The sequence below is a fragment of the Azospirillum sp. OGB3 genome (assembly GCF_014192915.1).
Classification (GTDB): Bacteria; Pseudomonadota; Alphaproteobacteria; order Azospirillales; family Azospirillaceae; genus Azospirillum.
On the sequence record NZ_JACHYN010000034.1, the window covers coordinates 14210 to 27812 of the forward strand.

A 13603-nucleotide genomic window follows, 5' to 3' on the forward strand; every position below is an offset into this window, starting at 1 on the left:
GGCGCTCACCCCCGCCGCAGCCGGTAGCGCGTCAGCAGCCCGGCGACCAGCATGCACAGCAGGCTGGTGGCGACGAGCACGTCGGCGATGTAGTTGGGAACCGGCATGGCGCGGCTCATGGCGTCGGCGCCGACGAAGATGCCGGCGATGAAGACCGCCGCACCGACCACGCCCACGGGGTGAAGCTGCGCCAGCATGGCGACGACGATGCCGCTGTAGCCGAAGCCCGGCGACAGGTCGAGCGTCAGGTAGCCCTTCAGCCCGCAGACCTCGATCACCCCGGCCAGCCCGGCCAGCCCGCCGGACAGCAGGGCGGTGCGCAGCATGACGCGGGTCACCGGCATGCCGGCGAAGGCCGCGGCGCGCGGGTTGGCGCCGACCGCCCGGTTCTCATAGCCCCAGATGCTCCGGGTGTCGATCAGCCAGAGCAGGGCCGACAGGCCCAGCGCGACCAGCAGGCCGGTGTGCAGCCGCGTGCGCTCGACCAGCTTGGGCAGCTCGGCGGCCTCGACGACCGGGGCGGATTGCGGCCAGCCCATGCCCATGGGGTCCTTCAACGCGCCCTCCAGCAGCATGGAGACGAGCAGCAGGACGATGAAGTTCAGCAGCAGCGTCGTCACCACCTCGTCCACGCCGAAGCGCACCTTCAGCACGGCGGGGCCGAGCAGCGTGGCGCCCCCGGCGGCAGCCCCGGCGATCATCACGGTCGGCAGCAGCAGCCAGGCCGGCAGGTCAAGCATCCCGCCACCCAGCACGACGGCGGCGAGCGCGCCCATGTAGAGCTGCCCCTCCGCGCCGATGTTCCACAGCTTGGCGCGGAAGGCGACGGCGGCGGCGAGGCCGGTGAGGATCAGCGGGGTGGCGCGGGTCAGCGTCTCGGTCAGGGCGAAGCGGGAGCCGGCGGCCCCCTCCAGCAGCAGGCCGTAGGCGCGCAGCACCGGCGCGCCGGTCCAGGCGACCAGCAGCGCGCAGAGCGCCAGCGCCGCCGCCACCGCCGCCACGGGCGCCAGCAGGCGGGCGGCCAGCGGGGTATGCTCTCGCGGTTCAAGCCGCATCGACAATCTCCGGCAAAATCTCCCAATGCCCGGCCATCAGCAGGCCGAGCTGGCGGACCGACACGCGGCCGTGGGGCAGAACGGGGGTGAGGCGCCCGTGATAGGCGACGGCGATGCCGTCGGCCAGCGCCAGGATCTCGTCCAGATCCTCGGAGATCACCAGCACCCCGGCCCCGGCGGCGCGGGCCTCCAGCAGCCGCCCGTGGACGTAGGACACCGCGCCCACGTCCAGGCCGCGGGTCGGCTGGCTCGCCAGGATCAGGTCCGGCCCGTGGGCCAGGGTGCGGCCCAGGATCAGCTTCTGCATGTTGCCGCCGGACAGCAGCTGCGTGCGGGCGTCCGGTCCCGGGCAGCGCACGTCGAACGCCTTGATCACCTCCTCGGCGTAGGCGCGGGCGGCCCCCCGACGGATCAGGCCGAAGCGCTGGAAGGCGGGGTCGTGGTAGCGCTCGGCGATCAGGTTCTCCCACACCGCCATGGCGCCGACGAGACCGGCGGCGTGGCGGTCCTCCGGGATGCGGGCAACGCCCCGCCGGACCATCTCCGCCGGGCTGGCGTTGCCGGCGGCTTCGCCCTTCAGCGCCATGGTGCCGGAGTCGGGGTGAATCAGGCCGCTGACCAGCTCGGCCAGCGCGGTCTGGCCGTTGCCCGACACGCCGGCGATGCCGACGATCTGGCGGCGGCGCACGGTCAGGTCCACGCCGTCGAGCAGCGGGCGCCCGTGGCCGGAGGCGACGGTGACGCCCGTGAGCGTCAGCACCGGCTCACCCGGCTCCAGCGGGGTGGGGGTGGGCGGCTTCAGGGCGCGGCCGACCATCAGCTCGGCCAGCTCCTCGCGGTCGGTCTCGGCGGTCCTGCGGGTGGCGACGAGGCGACCGCCGCGCAGCACGGCGACGGTGTCGCTGGCCGCGAAGACCTCGTTCATCTTGTGGCTGATGAAGACCACCGCCAGACCATCGGCGGTCAGGAGGCGCAGCGTGTCGAACAGGCTGGCCGATTCCTGCGGGGTCAGCACCGCGGTCGGCTCGTCCAGGATCAGGACGCGGGCGTCGCGGTAGAGCGCCTTCAGGATTTCGGCCCGCTGCCGCTCGCCCACCGACAGGTCGCCGACCAGCGCGTCGGGCCGCACCTCCAGCCCGAAGCGGCGGGCGAGGTCGAGCAGCTTGGCCTTGGCGGCGGCGCGGTCGGAGCGCGGGCGCCACAGCGACTCCGTGCCCACGGCGATGTTGTCGAGCACCGACAGGTTGTCGGCCAGCGTGAAATGCTGGTGGACCATGCCGATCCCGGCGGCCAGCGCCGCGCGTGGGGAGCCGGGGGGAAGTGGCTGGCCGAACGCCTCAATGGTTCCTTCATCGGCCACGTAATGACCGAACAGGATGTTCATCAGGGTCGTCTTGCCGGCGCCGTTCTCGCCCAGCAGGGCCAGCACCTCGCCCTTGTGGAGCGTCAGCGAGATGGAATCGTTGGCGACGAGCGGCCCGAACCGCTTCGTGATGCCGGAGAGGCGGAGGACGATGGGGGGTGATGTCATGGATGTCCGCGGGGTGCCGGGGAGGCGAAGTGACGTTCCCTCTCCCGTCCCGGGAGAGGGTGCCTGCGAAGCGGGCGGGTGAGGGTCGAGCGAGAATCAAAGCGCTGATTCTTGGCGGTACCCTCACCCTCCCGCGCGTTGCGCGGGCCCCTCCCTCTCCCGGGGCGGGAGAGGGACTGAAATTAGAAAGAGGGGATCACATCGTCGATTTGGGCTCGTTGTCGTTCACCTTCACGGTGAACTTGCCGTCGAGGATCTCCTGCTCGCGGGCCTTCACCTTGGTCATCACCTCGGCGGGAACCTTGCCCTCGAAGGTGCCGAGCGGGGCGAGGCTGGAGCCCTTGTGGACCATCTGGCTGTAGGGGCCGTAATCCTCGGCCTTGTAGCTGCCGGCCTTCACGGCGGCGATGGCGCGGTCGACCGACGGCTCCATGTGCCAGAGCGCGCTGGCGACCACGGTCTCCGGATACTGCGGCTGGGTGTTGATGACGTTTCCGATGGCCAGGACCTTGCGCTCCTTGGCGGCGTCGGACACGCCGAAGCGCTCGGCGTACATCACGTCGGCGCCGCGGTCGATCATGGCGAAGGCGGCTTCCTTGGCCTTCGGCGGGTCGAACCAGGAGCCGATGAAGCTGACCATGAACTTCACGTTCGGGTTCACCTCCTTGGCGCCCTCCATGAAGGCGTTCATCAGGCGGTTGACCTCCGGGATCGGGTAGCCGCCGACCATGCCGATGACGTTCGACTTGGACACCGCACCCGCGATCATGCCGGTCAGATAGGCCGGCTCCTGGATGTAGTTGTCGAAGACCGAGAAGTTCGGTTCCTGCGGCTTGAAGCTGGAGCCCATGACGAAGGCGGTCTTGGGATAGTCCTTCGCGACGGCGCGGGCCGCGCGCTCGACGCCGAAGACTTCGCCGAAGACGAGCTGCTGGCCGCCCTCGGCGTACTGGCGCATCACGCGCTCATAATCGGTGTTGGCGACCGACTCGGCCCAGACATACTCGATCTCGCCGCGGGCCTCGGCGGCCTTCAGGGCGGTGTGGATGCGGCTGACCCACTGCTGTTCGATCGGCACGGTGTAGATGCCGGCGACCTTGACCTTCGACTGGGCCCAGGCGGGCAGAGCCATCGCCGCGACGGCGACCGCCGCGGCACCGCACAGGATGGCGCGCCGCGCCACGCCGAATACGTTCCCCCCAATCACATTCCCCATGGAAAACCCCCTCCGTCTGCTTTGCTGTTTCAGCTCAGAAATGCAGCAGAGGCGTTGCAACGGCAATGCCATTCCGTGCGCGTCAGCCCTGCTGCGGCTCTCACGGGTCGGCAGGGTGGCATGTGACCAAAAGGGCGGCAACGATTCTCAGCGGGTGCCGTAAAGCCGGTCGCCCGCGTCGCCCAGGCCGGGCAGGATGTAGCCGTTCTCGTCCAGCCGCTCGTCCACCGCGGCGGTGAAGACGGGCACGTCGGGGTGCGCGTCGTGGAAGGTGCGCAAGCCCTCCGGGGCGGCCACCAGCACCGCCAGCTTGATCGAGGCGGCACCCGCGTCCTTCAGCCGGTGCACCGCCGCGACCGCCGTGTGGCCGGTGGCGAGCATGGGATCGACCAGGATGACCAGCCGCTCCTCGATGTCCTCCGGCACCTTGAAGAAATACTCGACGGGGGTCAGCGTTTCCTGGTCGCGGTAGAGGCCGATGTGCCCGATGCGGGCCGACGGCAGCAGCGTGCGCATGCCGTCGAGCAGCCCTTGCCCGGCCCGCAGGATGGAGACGAGGCACAGCTTCTTGCCGGTCAGCAGCGGCGCGTCGACGGTTGCCAGCGGCGTCTCCACCGGGCGGTCCTCCAGGGGAAGGTCGCGCGTCAGCTCGTAGCCCATGAGCTGCGACACCTCCCGCATCACCTCGTGGAACCGGGCGGTGGGGGTCTCCCGCCGCCGCAGAAGGGTCAGCTTGTGCTGGACCAGAGGATGGTCGATGACCGTCAACGTCGGGATGGGCAGCGTCGGGTTGGGCATGGGCGACCCTTCGGGTGGTTGGCGTCACATCAGAAGACGGTTCCGTCGCTGCGGATGCGGATCGGCGGGCCGCCGCCGGGGCGGCGCTCGCGGGCGATCCGGCGGCCGGCGGTCCAGGTCCCGCCCTGGAGAACCTTGGCGAGCGGAAAGCTCTGCGCGGGCACGCCCAGCCGGGCGCGCACCTCGTCGGCGAGGCGGTCGAGCAGGGCGACGGTCAGGGCGCGCCATTCCACCACCGCCTCGTCCCCCACCTCCAACTCGTCGGCGAGGAGGCGCGGGTCCTTCGGCACCAGCACACCCGTGTCCACCAGCAGCCCGCCGTTGCGGTATTCCGGCAGGCCGGTCAGCCGGTCCAGCCCGGTGACGGCGATTCCCGCCCCCTCCAGCGGCTCGACCAGCGAGTAGCTGAGCCATTGCGACAGCTTGTGGAAAGGGACGAGGCCGACCGCCGCATGGCTCCAGGTATCGCCGAGATTGACGCCGCCGCGCTCGATCCGGCCCGGCCAGATCGGCCCCAGCCCGCGCAGCACCGCGTCGAGAATAGCGATGGCGGGAAGCGTGCCGTCCACGGCCCGCGCCTTCAGCGCGTCGTAGAGGTTGCCGACCCGCCCCGGCCGTCCGAACAGGTCGGGTGCGGCGGCCAGCGCGCTTCCCAGACGGCGGAGAAGCGCCGCACGCCCTTCCAGCCCGACCAGCGGGTTGTCAGGCCCGGCCTGGAAGCCGCGGGTGAGCGTTTCCTCGGTCATCGCGCAGAGGGCCGCCGCGTCGGCGCGCAGGTAAGCCCCGACCGGGTCGTTGGCGAAGCCGCCCGCGCGGAACAGGTCGAAGCTGGCGATGGCCAGTCCTTCGGAGCGCGCCAGCACGATCCCCGCCGCGTCGCGGTAGCGCCAGCGGTCGCCGGCCCCGGCGTCGAGCAGAACGCTGGTCACCGCGAGGTCGAAGCGGATGCGTGCGATCTCGTCGGCGTCCGGGATGTCCAGCCGGGCCTCCAGCGCCTTCCAGCGATCCACGCCCTCCACGACGAAATGCCGCCAGCGGCTGTGGTAGGGGACGTCCAGGTCCGGGTAGGACTCCCGCGTCACCGCGGCGACCAGGGCGGCGGCCTCACCCATCCGCTCCGGGCGAAACTCGAAATGGGCGAGATCGCCGCGCTCGGCCTTCGCCAGGATCGCGTGGGCGCGCTGGCGCACCGCATCGGCGGAGAGCAGCCACCCCACATCATTGTCGCCGACGCCGCTCAATCGGTCAGCCCCCGGCCCTTGGCGACAGTCAGCTCCTCCGCGGTCGGCACGGCGGGGGTGAAGTAGCCGGCGGCCTTCTTGGCGTCCATCTCCACCTTGGCGTCGTCGGGGATCAACTCCTCGGGGATCGGGATCTGCTCGACGATCTCGATGCCGGCGCGGCGGATGGCGTCGGACTTCATGTTGCTCATCGACACCATGCGGTCGATGCGGGTGACGCCCAGCCAGTGGAAGACGTCGGGCATCAGCTCCTGGAAGCGCATGTCCTGAACGCCGGCCACGCACTCCGTCCGCTCGAAATAGGCCTCGGCCCGGTCGCCGCCGGGCTGGCGCTTGCGCGCGTTGTAGACCAGGAATTTGGTCACCTCGCCCAGCGCACGCCCTTCCTTGCGGTTGTAGATGACCAGGCCGGCGCCGTTCTCCTGGGCGGTGCGGATGCACTCCTCGACGCCGTGGGTCAGGTAAGGGCGGCAGGTGCAGATGTCGGAGCCGAAGACGTCCGACCCGTTGCACTCGTCATGGACCCGGCAGGCGACCTTGCGCGCCGGGTCGGTCAGCGCCGCCACGTCGCCCAGGATGTAGACGGTCAGCCCGTTGATCGGCGGCAGGAAGACCTTCAGGTCGGGGCGGGTCACCAGCTCCGGGAACATGCTGCCGGTGTGCTCGAACAGGCCGCGGCGCAGCGCGCTCTCGGTGATGCCGAAGCGCTTGGCGATGCCGGGCAGGAACCACACCGGCTCGATGGCGACCTTGGTCACGCGGGCGTCGCCGCTCGGCAGCAGGATCTGGCCGTCCGCCGCCAGCCGCCCGGCCCGCATGGCGTCCACCAGCTCCGGCATCTTGATGCGCGCCTTGGTCACCGCGATGGTCGGGCGGACGTCGACGCCGCGCGCCAGATGATCGCCGAAGGCCTCGCTGACCATGTGGCCGAAGGGGTCGATGGAGACGATCGTCTCCGGGTCGCCCCATTGCGGGTGCGGGCCGATGGGCTCCGCCGGGGCGGTGTTGGTCAGGTCCGGCACGTGATGGGCGCTGAGCTGCCCCGCCGCGACGGCGAGCGCCCGGTAGACGGCGTAGCTGCCGGCGTGGGCGCCGATGGCGTTGCGCTGCGCCGGATCGGAGAGGGATGCGACGACCGGACCGCGCTCCGCGGCGGTGGGGGCGCCCCAATGGACCGGGGTGTAGCGCGGCTTGGCGCCGCCGGTCGGGTGCGAGGCGAGAACGATGTGACGTTGCGGCTGGTTGCGGCGGCTTTCCATACGGACGCTCCCGATGCCATTCACCATGCGGCAGTGTGACACAGTTTCGGCGTCTGCGAACACCAAATCGAATGGCCGCAACCTCTGACGTTCGTTCGGTTTTCGACCCGCCATTTCCGCCGGGGGGCACCACCTTCGGGGAATAAGGGGTGCCCGAAATTTGTCCCAGCGCGGATGGTTGGAGCCAGAGCTTGGGCACACGATCTGCTGTTAGGATCGGGTCAACCGATCGCAGAAAAAGGATGCAGGGAATGTCCGTCCACTCAGGCGCGGGCCATTCAGGCAATGGTGGAATTGGCAGGCGTGGTTGGGGCGTGGCGCTGGGAAGCCTGGTGCTGACCGTCGCGCTGGCCACCCCGGCGCTGGCCGACGACCACAAGCATTGGCGCAAGCACAAGCACAAGCACCACCACCATGGCCACGGCCCCGTGGTGATCTACGAGCCGCCTCCGCCGGTCGTGGTGATGCGCCGTCCGCCGCCCGTCTACTACGCCCCGGCACCGCGCGTGGTCTACGCACCACCCCCGCCGGTCTATTACGCGCCCGCCCCGGGCCTCAGCGTCCAGATGAACATCCCGCTGCGCTGAGCCTCTTGTCCTGCGGAAGGCGGGCCCCGGATGGGGGCGCCTTCACCGCAGGACCGTCAGCGCAGGACGCGGCACGGGTCCACGATCAGCATGTCCACCGGCTCGTCCTCGCCCTTGGCGGGCATGTCCTCGTGCTTGGGGATCAGCAGGCAGCGCCCGTCCTGAAGCAGGACGGCCTTGACCCGGAACCACATCGTCTTCGGGTTGCTGCCGAAGGTGATTTCAAACGAATCGCCCGCCGCGATGCGCGCCGGCACCGGCACGTTGCCGTACTCGCGGCAGGTGTGGGTGAAGACCCAATTGCGGCACAGCTTGAAGGTGGCCGATCCGCTGGTGGTCACCAGTGACACGCTCTGCCCCACGGCGGGGGCCGGAGACGCCTGAACCGGCGCGCCGGCAAGCGCGGTTGCCGAGGCTGTCGCCAGAGCCGCCGTCCAAAGCGCCGCCACCATCCTCATGCCCGTCATCATCCACCATCCGTCGTGGCGCACAGTGTAGCACGCGCGGCTTCGCCCACGGGTTGACACTTCGGAAGGGCGGACTCCGCGCCGGCTCGCACCACGCTGTCCACACCGGGACGATGGGAGCATCCCGGATGTGAACCGGCCGGATGTGAACCGGTTGGCCTCACGCCTGTGACCAGACTGGGGCACGGGCGCCGAACGGTCCTGCGCGAGGGCGGCGGCGGTGTCCCCGGCGCGTCCCCCGCAAACCCAGGGCTGGCCTGCTGTTGCGCCGCCGCATCAGGCAATGCCCGCGGCCGGCCGCTCCTATTTGCCACAAATGGTTAATTCATTTTAAATGAATTTTTAGTATCTCGTTAACTATCTGAAGCCACCGTCTGCCCATCGAAACCGCAATGGAATAGACAAATGGCGACGACCTCCACTGGTTTGACCAAGTCCAAAATCGTCGTGAACGCCTATGGCACCTCTTCGGACGCTGTGAATCCTCACTTTCGTCTGATGATCGACGGCAAGGATGTTGGTCAGGCGTCGGTGGGCTCGGCCGAGCCGAAAGCCTATACATTCGACGTTGACGTTTCCTCTGGTCAGGCGCACAAAGTCCAGGTTGTCTACGACAACGACGATGTGAACGCCGGGTCGAACCGCGACCTTGGCATCAAGTCCATCGTCATCAACGGCCACACACTCAGCCCGACCGACGCGAGCTACGAGCGGCACGACGACTCCGGCGGGACCATGGCCGGCCAGGAAGGCCTGTGGTGGAATGGAGCGCTGAGCTTCTCCACCCCGGCGTCGCTCTACGGCGCCACGCCCGACACGGCCACCTCCGGCAGCACCCCCGCCGCGCCGGAGGCCGACAGCGCCGCCACGGGCGGCAGCGACGCCTCCGCCGCCACCGGCTCCTCGACCATCACCATCAACGCCCGCGGTACTGCCGCGGCGGGCCAGAACGCGCACTTCACGGTGCTGGCGGACGGCAAGGCGATCGGCGAGGGGACGGCCGGCACGGAATCGAAGGACTTCTCCTTCAAGACCGATCTTGCCGCCGGCCAAGCGCACAAGATCCAGGTCCAGTACGACAACGACGCCACGGTGAACGGCCAGGACCGCAACCTGCATGTCGGCAGCGTGACCATCAACGGCCACGAATACGTCCCGACCGACTCCGCGGTCAGCTACGACAAGGGCGCGCTCGACGGCAAGGACGTCATCAAGGGGCAGGCCGACCTGTGGTGGAACGGCACGCTGGTGGTGGAGGCCGACAAGGGCCTGTTCACCTCCGGCTCCGCTTCCGCGCCCTCCACGACCCCGAGCACGACACCGACCGCCCCGGTGACGACGCCCTCCACCGACAGCGGCGCCGGGTCCAGCGGCGGCTATCTGCACACGGAGGGCAGCCAGATCGTCGACAGCGCCGGCAACAACGTGAAGCTGACTGGCGTCAACTGGTTCGGCGCGGAGGGCTACGCCTTCGCCCCGCAGGGTCTGTGGCAGGACAGCTACAAGAACATCATGAACCAGATGCAGGACCAGGGGTTCAACACCATCCGCCTGCCCTGGTCGGACGCCATGCTGGACAACGGCCGCATGCCGACCGGCATCGACTATTCGAAGAACCCGGAGCTTCAGGGCAAGACCAGCCTCGAGGTGTTCGACAAGATCATCGAATACGCCGATCAGACCGGCATGAAGATCATCCTCGACCACCACCGCTCCGGCGACGGCGCCTCGGCCAACGAGAACGGGCTCTGGTACACCAGCCAGTATCCGGAATCGAAGATGATCGAGAACTGGAAGATGCTGGCCCAGCGCTACGCCGACAACCCGTCGGTCGTCGCCGCCGACCTGCACAACGAGCCGCACGGCCAGGCCACCTGGGGTGACGGCAACCAGGCCACGGACTGGAAGGCCGCGGCGGAGCGCATCGGCAACGCCGTCCAGTCGGTCAACCCGAACTGGCTGCTGATCGTCGAGGGCGTCGAGAACTCGTCCGAGGGCACCTACTGGTGGGGCGGCAATCTGGACGGCGTGAAGACCGACCCGGTCGACTTCAACATCGACAACAAGCTGGTCTATTCCGTCCACGACTATCCGCCGTCGATGGCCGGCTTCGGCTGGTTCAACGACCCCAGCTATCCGAACAACATGAAGGACATCTGGACGGACGCCTGGGGCTGGATCGTCCAGAAGGACATCGCGCCGGTCCTGGTCGGCGAGTTCGGCACCAAGCTTGAGACCAGCCAGGACAAGCAGTGGCTCGACGCCATGGTCAAGTACATGGACGGCGACTACAACGGCGACGGCAAGTCCGATCTGGCGGCGGGTGACCAGGGCGTCAGCTTCACCTACTGGGCCTGGAGCCCGGGTTCGGGCGACACCGGCGGCATCATGACCGACGACTGGGCGGTGAACACGGCGAAGATGAACGCCATCGAGCCGGCCTTGTTCGACGGCACGATCGCCTGATCGCACACGTGGTCCGTCGAGGAATCGCCCGGCATCGGAGGATCTCCGGTGCCGGGCTTTTCCCGTGTTCCAGCGCTGCGGTTACGCCGTGGCCGCTCCGCGCGGGCGGAACAGCGCCTCGGCCTCGGCCCGCGGGTCACGGAAGAGGCCGGCCGGCTGCCCCGGACGCCCGCCGCCGGCCAGGATGGCGACCGTCTCGGCCAGCCACAGATAGGGCCCGCTGCGTCCAGCTTCCGGAAGGCGGGACAGGTCGCGCAGATAATTGCCGACCGCCAGGGTCAGCGCCTGCTCACCCGTGGCGCCCTGCACCCGTCCGGCGGCGGCGGCGAAGCGGCGGCGTTCCTCCGCGTCCGTCTTCACTCGCTCCTCCACGGCTTTCAGAAGCGCCGCCCGGGTGCGGGGACCGTTCAGCAGGTTCAGAGCCATCACGACCGGATCGACCGGCCTCGCGGGGCGCGAGGCGGAGTCCCCCAGTGTGCGCCGCGGCTCGGCCCCGCGGCGCGTCGAATGTCCGTTCTGCATGGAATGTCTGGCTTTCTTTCCCCGGAAGGGCCGAGCAGCCCTTCAGATGGTGTAGGTTCCCTCGAACAGGTCGCCGAGCGCGAGGCGCATCAAGGACCGGGTCCGGGTGACGCGCCGATGCTCGTCGCGCGCGGTGACCATGTGACAACGCCGGCAGAGCCACCGCCGTTCCATCGCCTTCTCGGCGGACCGTTCGATCGCCGCGGCGCGGCGGCGGTACGCCCCGACGATGCTGCGCGAGGTCCGGACCCCGGCATACTCGACCACGTCCGGCCAGGGGGCTGGATCGCCTTCGTCGCTGAACCAGATCCCGTCGGGTGACAGCCAGCGGCCGTCCGGCAGGCAGCGCAACGTATGGCCGTGCGGACGCCCGCAATGCTCGCACCGCGGAGCGGCCGGGCCGGGGGGAATGGAACGGTCCTGATGTTCGGCGGGACGGTCGATGAGGCGGGCCATTCTGACCAGGGATGGTGGCTGCGAACAAAACCTAAACCGAATCTAGCGCATCGCACGGTCCGTGGGAATCCCCAACGATGGCCCGCCCGCGGTAATTCTTCGATCGCAGGTTAGGACGAAAGCCGTGTGCATCGCCGCCCCGGCACCTTACGCGGGACCCGGCCGCCGCTTTTGCAAGCCGGCGGGGCCGGTGAGAGCATTTTGCCTCTGGTTCCTGTGCGCCACTGCCTATACGCTGTCAGACAAATCGGAGCTATAGGTCATGGAAAAGGTAACAGTGCCGCAGACTTCGGCCGCGCCCGTCCCCGACAATTCCACTGGCGGTGGTGTGAAACAGCGCGTGGACTTCGAACTGAACGGGGTCCGCATCGTCGCGTTCCTGGACAGCGACCAGCCCACCCAGCCCGGCGGCATCATGTGGCCGCAGGTTGCCGAATCCTACGCCGCGGAGCAGGGGATCGGCATGAGCGACGCCCGCTGGTACAGCGTGCAGCCCTACCGCTTCGCGAACGGGCGCCCCAACGTCAACGAATACCGCCCCAACGGCCAGACCTGGAAATTCGAGACCAACCTGAACACGGCGGCGGAGATCGTCCGCCGCTTGGGCCTGGACCTCGATTCCCTGCCGCTCGACATCTGATCCCACGCAGATCCGCAGTGATGCGCGGCTGTGCGCCCGCGCATCTATAAAGTGACGCCTGGGAGTGACGTCGGACGCTGACGCGCTTGTCATGACAACGCCGGACGCTTACGCGCCCGGGGGCACCACGAAGCAGGCCATGCCCATGCCCGTCAGGCCGGCGCAGCTCTGCGCCGCGTCCTGTTGCGTCAGGCCGGTGAGCCGGGCGCGGTAGAGCGGCCCGTTCTGGGTATCCACCGTCTGCACCACCCGCTCCGTCCGGCTCAACGTGCCCGGCATGGAGCGGCGCGCCCGGTCGATGATGCGGGCGCTGTCGTCGGGCGACCGGAAAGCGCCGAGCTGGACGGTCCAGTCGCCCGCCGCGGCGACCTTTACCGGCAGCGGCGTGGCCGCAATGACCGGCGGGGGCAGGGGGGCGACCGGCGGGGCCGGCACCGGCGTCACCGGCACAACCGGTGCCGGAGCGGCGGAAATGGGCGGAGGCTGCGTGGCGGGCAGGCTGGCGACCTCCACCGTTCCGCCGGTGGCGCCACCCTCCAGGCGCGGCGACACCGACGCGATGTAGCGCCGCGTCTCGCCGGGCAGGCGGCGGTTGCCGGCCAGATAGTCGGCATAGCAGCCCGGCCCGCAATTGTAGGCGCCGAGGAAGCCCGGCGACCCGAACAGGTCGTACATCTCCCTGAGATAGGCGGTGCCCGCCAGGATATTGTCCCGCGGGTGGTAGGGGTCGGACCCCAGCCCGTGCTTGCGGCGCATCTCCGAATAGGTCACCGGCATCACCTGCATCAGGCCCATGGCGCCGGCGTGGCTGGTGATGGGGCGCCCGTTCATCATGGTGCGCCCGCCGCTCTCCTGGCGGATGACCTCGCGAATCCACTGCTCCGGCATTCCGAAGCGGCGCGAAGCCTCCGATATATGGGCGTCGATGTTGGTGTCGCGGGAGGAGGATGACGGATCGCTGGCGCACGCCGCGAGAAGGCCGGACAGAAGGGCCGCCGTCAGGAGCGATTTTCTGAAACGCACAGTGCCGTCCACCTGTTGTGACGATCGATCGGATAGCCGGTGGGGACCGGGACGGCAAGATTGCACATTTCCCTCAAATCCTGAATGGCCCTGTCTGTGACCAATGGTTCTTTGTGACGCTGGCGTTTCAGAAAAAATACGGAGCGATGAAAAAAGCACTTGCCGGGCTAATCCAACCCGCCTATAACCCGGCTCCCACGACGCCGGGGCCGCTGAGAAGCGCGACGGCGGCAAGGGATCGGCAGAAATGCCGAAGACGAGACGAAGTAAAGTCGGCCGGCGTGAAAACAAAGGCTTGACAGACCGCTTCGGATCTTCTAGATAAAGCGCCCCGACGCGCCG

Annotated in this window: 13 protein-coding genes; 3 read left to right on the forward strand and 10 right to left on the reverse strand. The window is 68.9% G+C overall.

The window, feature by feature from the left end:
- Nucleotides 1-5 precede the first annotated feature (5 nt).
- The 6 genes from FHW79_RS30980 to FHW79_RS31005 form a co-directional block, all read right to left on the reverse strand.
- The gene (locus FHW79_RS30980; RefSeq protein WP_183182469.1) at nt 6-1055 is read right to left on the reverse strand and encodes an ABC transporter permease; all 1050 of its coding nucleotides are present in this window, start codon (nt 1053-1055) and stop codon (nt 6-8) included.
- Complete coding sequence (locus tag FHW79_RS30985; protein ID WP_183182470.1) at nt 1045-2586, reverse strand: ABC transporter ATP-binding protein; 1542 nt, start codon at nt 2584-2586, stop codon at nt 1045-1047. The genes FHW79_RS30980 and FHW79_RS30985 overlap by 11 nt, the downstream gene beginning before the upstream one ends.
- Before the next feature lie 196 nt (nt 2587-2782).
- Nucleotides 2783-3769 carry a BMP family protein gene (locus tag FHW79_RS30990; RefSeq protein WP_348984323.1) on the reverse strand — a complete coding sequence of 329 codons (987 nt, stop codon included), beginning with the start codon at nt 3767-3769 and terminating at the stop codon, nt 2783-2785.
- A gap of 180 nt (nt 3770-3949) precedes the next feature.
- On the reverse strand, nt 3950-4600 hold the full coding sequence (upp, locus tag FHW79_RS30995) for a uracil phosphoribosyltransferase (protein WP_183182472.1): 651 nt from the start codon (nt 4598-4600) through the stop codon (nt 3950-3952).
- A gap of 29 nt (nt 4601-4629) precedes the next feature.
- Nucleotides 4630-5841 (reverse strand): URC4/urg3 family protein, encoded by a 1212-nt coding sequence (locus FHW79_RS31000; protein ID WP_211108567.1) that lies wholly within the window; start codon nt 5839-5841, stop codon nt 4630-4632.
- Nucleotides 5838-7100, reverse strand: a complete 1263-nt coding sequence (locus FHW79_RS31005) for a GTP cyclohydrolase II (protein ID WP_183182473.1) — start codon at nt 7098-7100, stop codon at nt 5838-5840. Before FHW79_RS31005 ends, FHW79_RS31000 begins: the two co-directional genes overlap by 4 nt.
- A 314-nt stretch (nt 7101-7414) precedes the next feature.
- On the opposite strand from FHW79_RS31005, the gene FHW79_RS31010 reads away from it, so the two are divergent.
- Entirely contained in the window at nt 7415-7687 is a 273-nt protein-coding gene (locus FHW79_RS31010) for a hypothetical protein (RefSeq protein WP_348984324.1), read from the forward strand.
- Nucleotides 7688-7743: 56 nt separating this feature from the next.
- Here FHW79_RS31010 and FHW79_RS31015 read toward each other — a convergent pair whose 3' ends face one another.
- Nucleotides 7744-8154, reverse strand: a complete 411-nt coding sequence (locus tag FHW79_RS31015; RefSeq protein ID WP_247884703.1) for a hypothetical protein — start codon at nt 8152-8154, stop codon at nt 7744-7746.
- Between the two features lie 405 nt (nt 8155-8559).
- Between FHW79_RS31015 and FHW79_RS31020 the strand changes: the two genes are divergently transcribed.
- Nucleotides 8560-10620, forward strand: coding sequence for a carbohydrate-binding domain-containing protein (locus FHW79_RS31020; RefSeq protein WP_183182476.1), 2061 nt, complete (start codon nt 8560-8562; stop codon nt 10618-10620).
- An 81-nt stretch (nt 10621-10701) separates the two neighbouring features.
- Here the strand turns inward: FHW79_RS31020 and FHW79_RS31025 are convergent, their stop codons facing one another.
- A complete protein-coding gene (locus FHW79_RS31025) occupies nt 10702-11142 on the reverse strand; it encodes a hypothetical protein (RefSeq protein ID WP_183182477.1) in 441 nt (146 codons plus the stop codon).
- Nucleotides 11143-11184: 42 nt separating this feature from the next.
- A complete protein-coding gene (locus FHW79_RS31030; RefSeq protein WP_183182478.1) occupies nt 11185-11598 on the reverse strand; it encodes a hypothetical protein in 414 nt (137 codons plus the stop codon).
- Nucleotides 11599-11860: 262 nt separating this feature from the next.
- Between FHW79_RS31030 and FHW79_RS31035 the strand changes: the two genes are divergently transcribed.
- Nucleotides 11861-12238 carry a hypothetical protein gene (locus tag FHW79_RS31035; RefSeq protein WP_183182479.1) on the forward strand — a complete coding sequence of 126 codons (378 nt, stop codon included), beginning with the start codon at nt 11861-11863 and terminating at the stop codon, nt 12236-12238.
- A gap of 108 nt (nt 12239-12346) precedes the next feature.
- Here FHW79_RS31035 and FHW79_RS31040 read toward each other — a convergent pair whose 3' ends face one another.
- Nucleotides 12347-13261 (reverse strand): lytic transglycosylase domain-containing protein, encoded by a 915-nt coding sequence (locus FHW79_RS31040; RefSeq protein ID WP_183182480.1) that lies wholly within the window; start codon nt 13259-13261, stop codon nt 12347-12349.
- Nucleotides 13262-13603 lie beyond the last annotated feature (342 nt).

What these genes read in the sequence shown, in the direction of transcription:
- FHW79_RS30980 (WP_183182469.1), bottom strand. Translation starts at nt 1,055, where the DNA reads ATGCGGCTTGAACCGCGAGAGCATACCCCGCTGGCCGCCCGCCTGCTG.
- FHW79_RS31025 (WP_183182477.1), bottom strand. Translation starts at nt 11,142, where the DNA reads ATGCAGAACGGACATTCGACGCGCCGCGGGGCCGAGCCGCGGCGCACA.
- FHW79_RS31030 (WP_183182478.1), bottom strand. Translation starts at nt 11,598, where the DNA reads ATGGCCCGCCTCATCGACCGTCCCGCCGAACATCAGGACCGTTCCATT.
- FHW79_RS31005 (WP_183182473.1), bottom strand. Translation starts at nt 7,100, where the DNA reads ATGGAAAGCCGCCGCAACCAGCCGCAACGTCACATCGTTCTCGCCTCG.
- FHW79_RS31015 (WP_247884703.1), bottom strand. Translation starts at nt 8,154, where the DNA reads ATGACGGGCATGAGGATGGTGGCGGCGCTTTGGACGGCGGCTCTGGCG.
- FHW79_RS31020 (WP_183182476.1), top strand. Translation starts at nt 8,560, where the DNA reads ATGGCGACGACCTCCACTGGTTTGACCAAGTCCAAAATCGTCGTGAAC.
- upp (WP_183182472.1), bottom strand. Translation starts at nt 4,600, where the DNA reads ATGCCCAACCCGACGCTGCCCATCCCGACGTTGACGGTCATCGACCAT.
- FHW79_RS31035 (WP_183182479.1), top strand. Translation starts at nt 11,861, where the DNA reads ATGGAAAAGGTAACAGTGCCGCAGACTTCGGCCGCGCCCGTCCCCGAC.
- FHW79_RS30985 (WP_183182470.1), bottom strand. Translation starts at nt 2,586, where the DNA reads ATGACATCACCCCCCATCGTCCTCCGCCTCTCCGGCATCACGAAGCGG.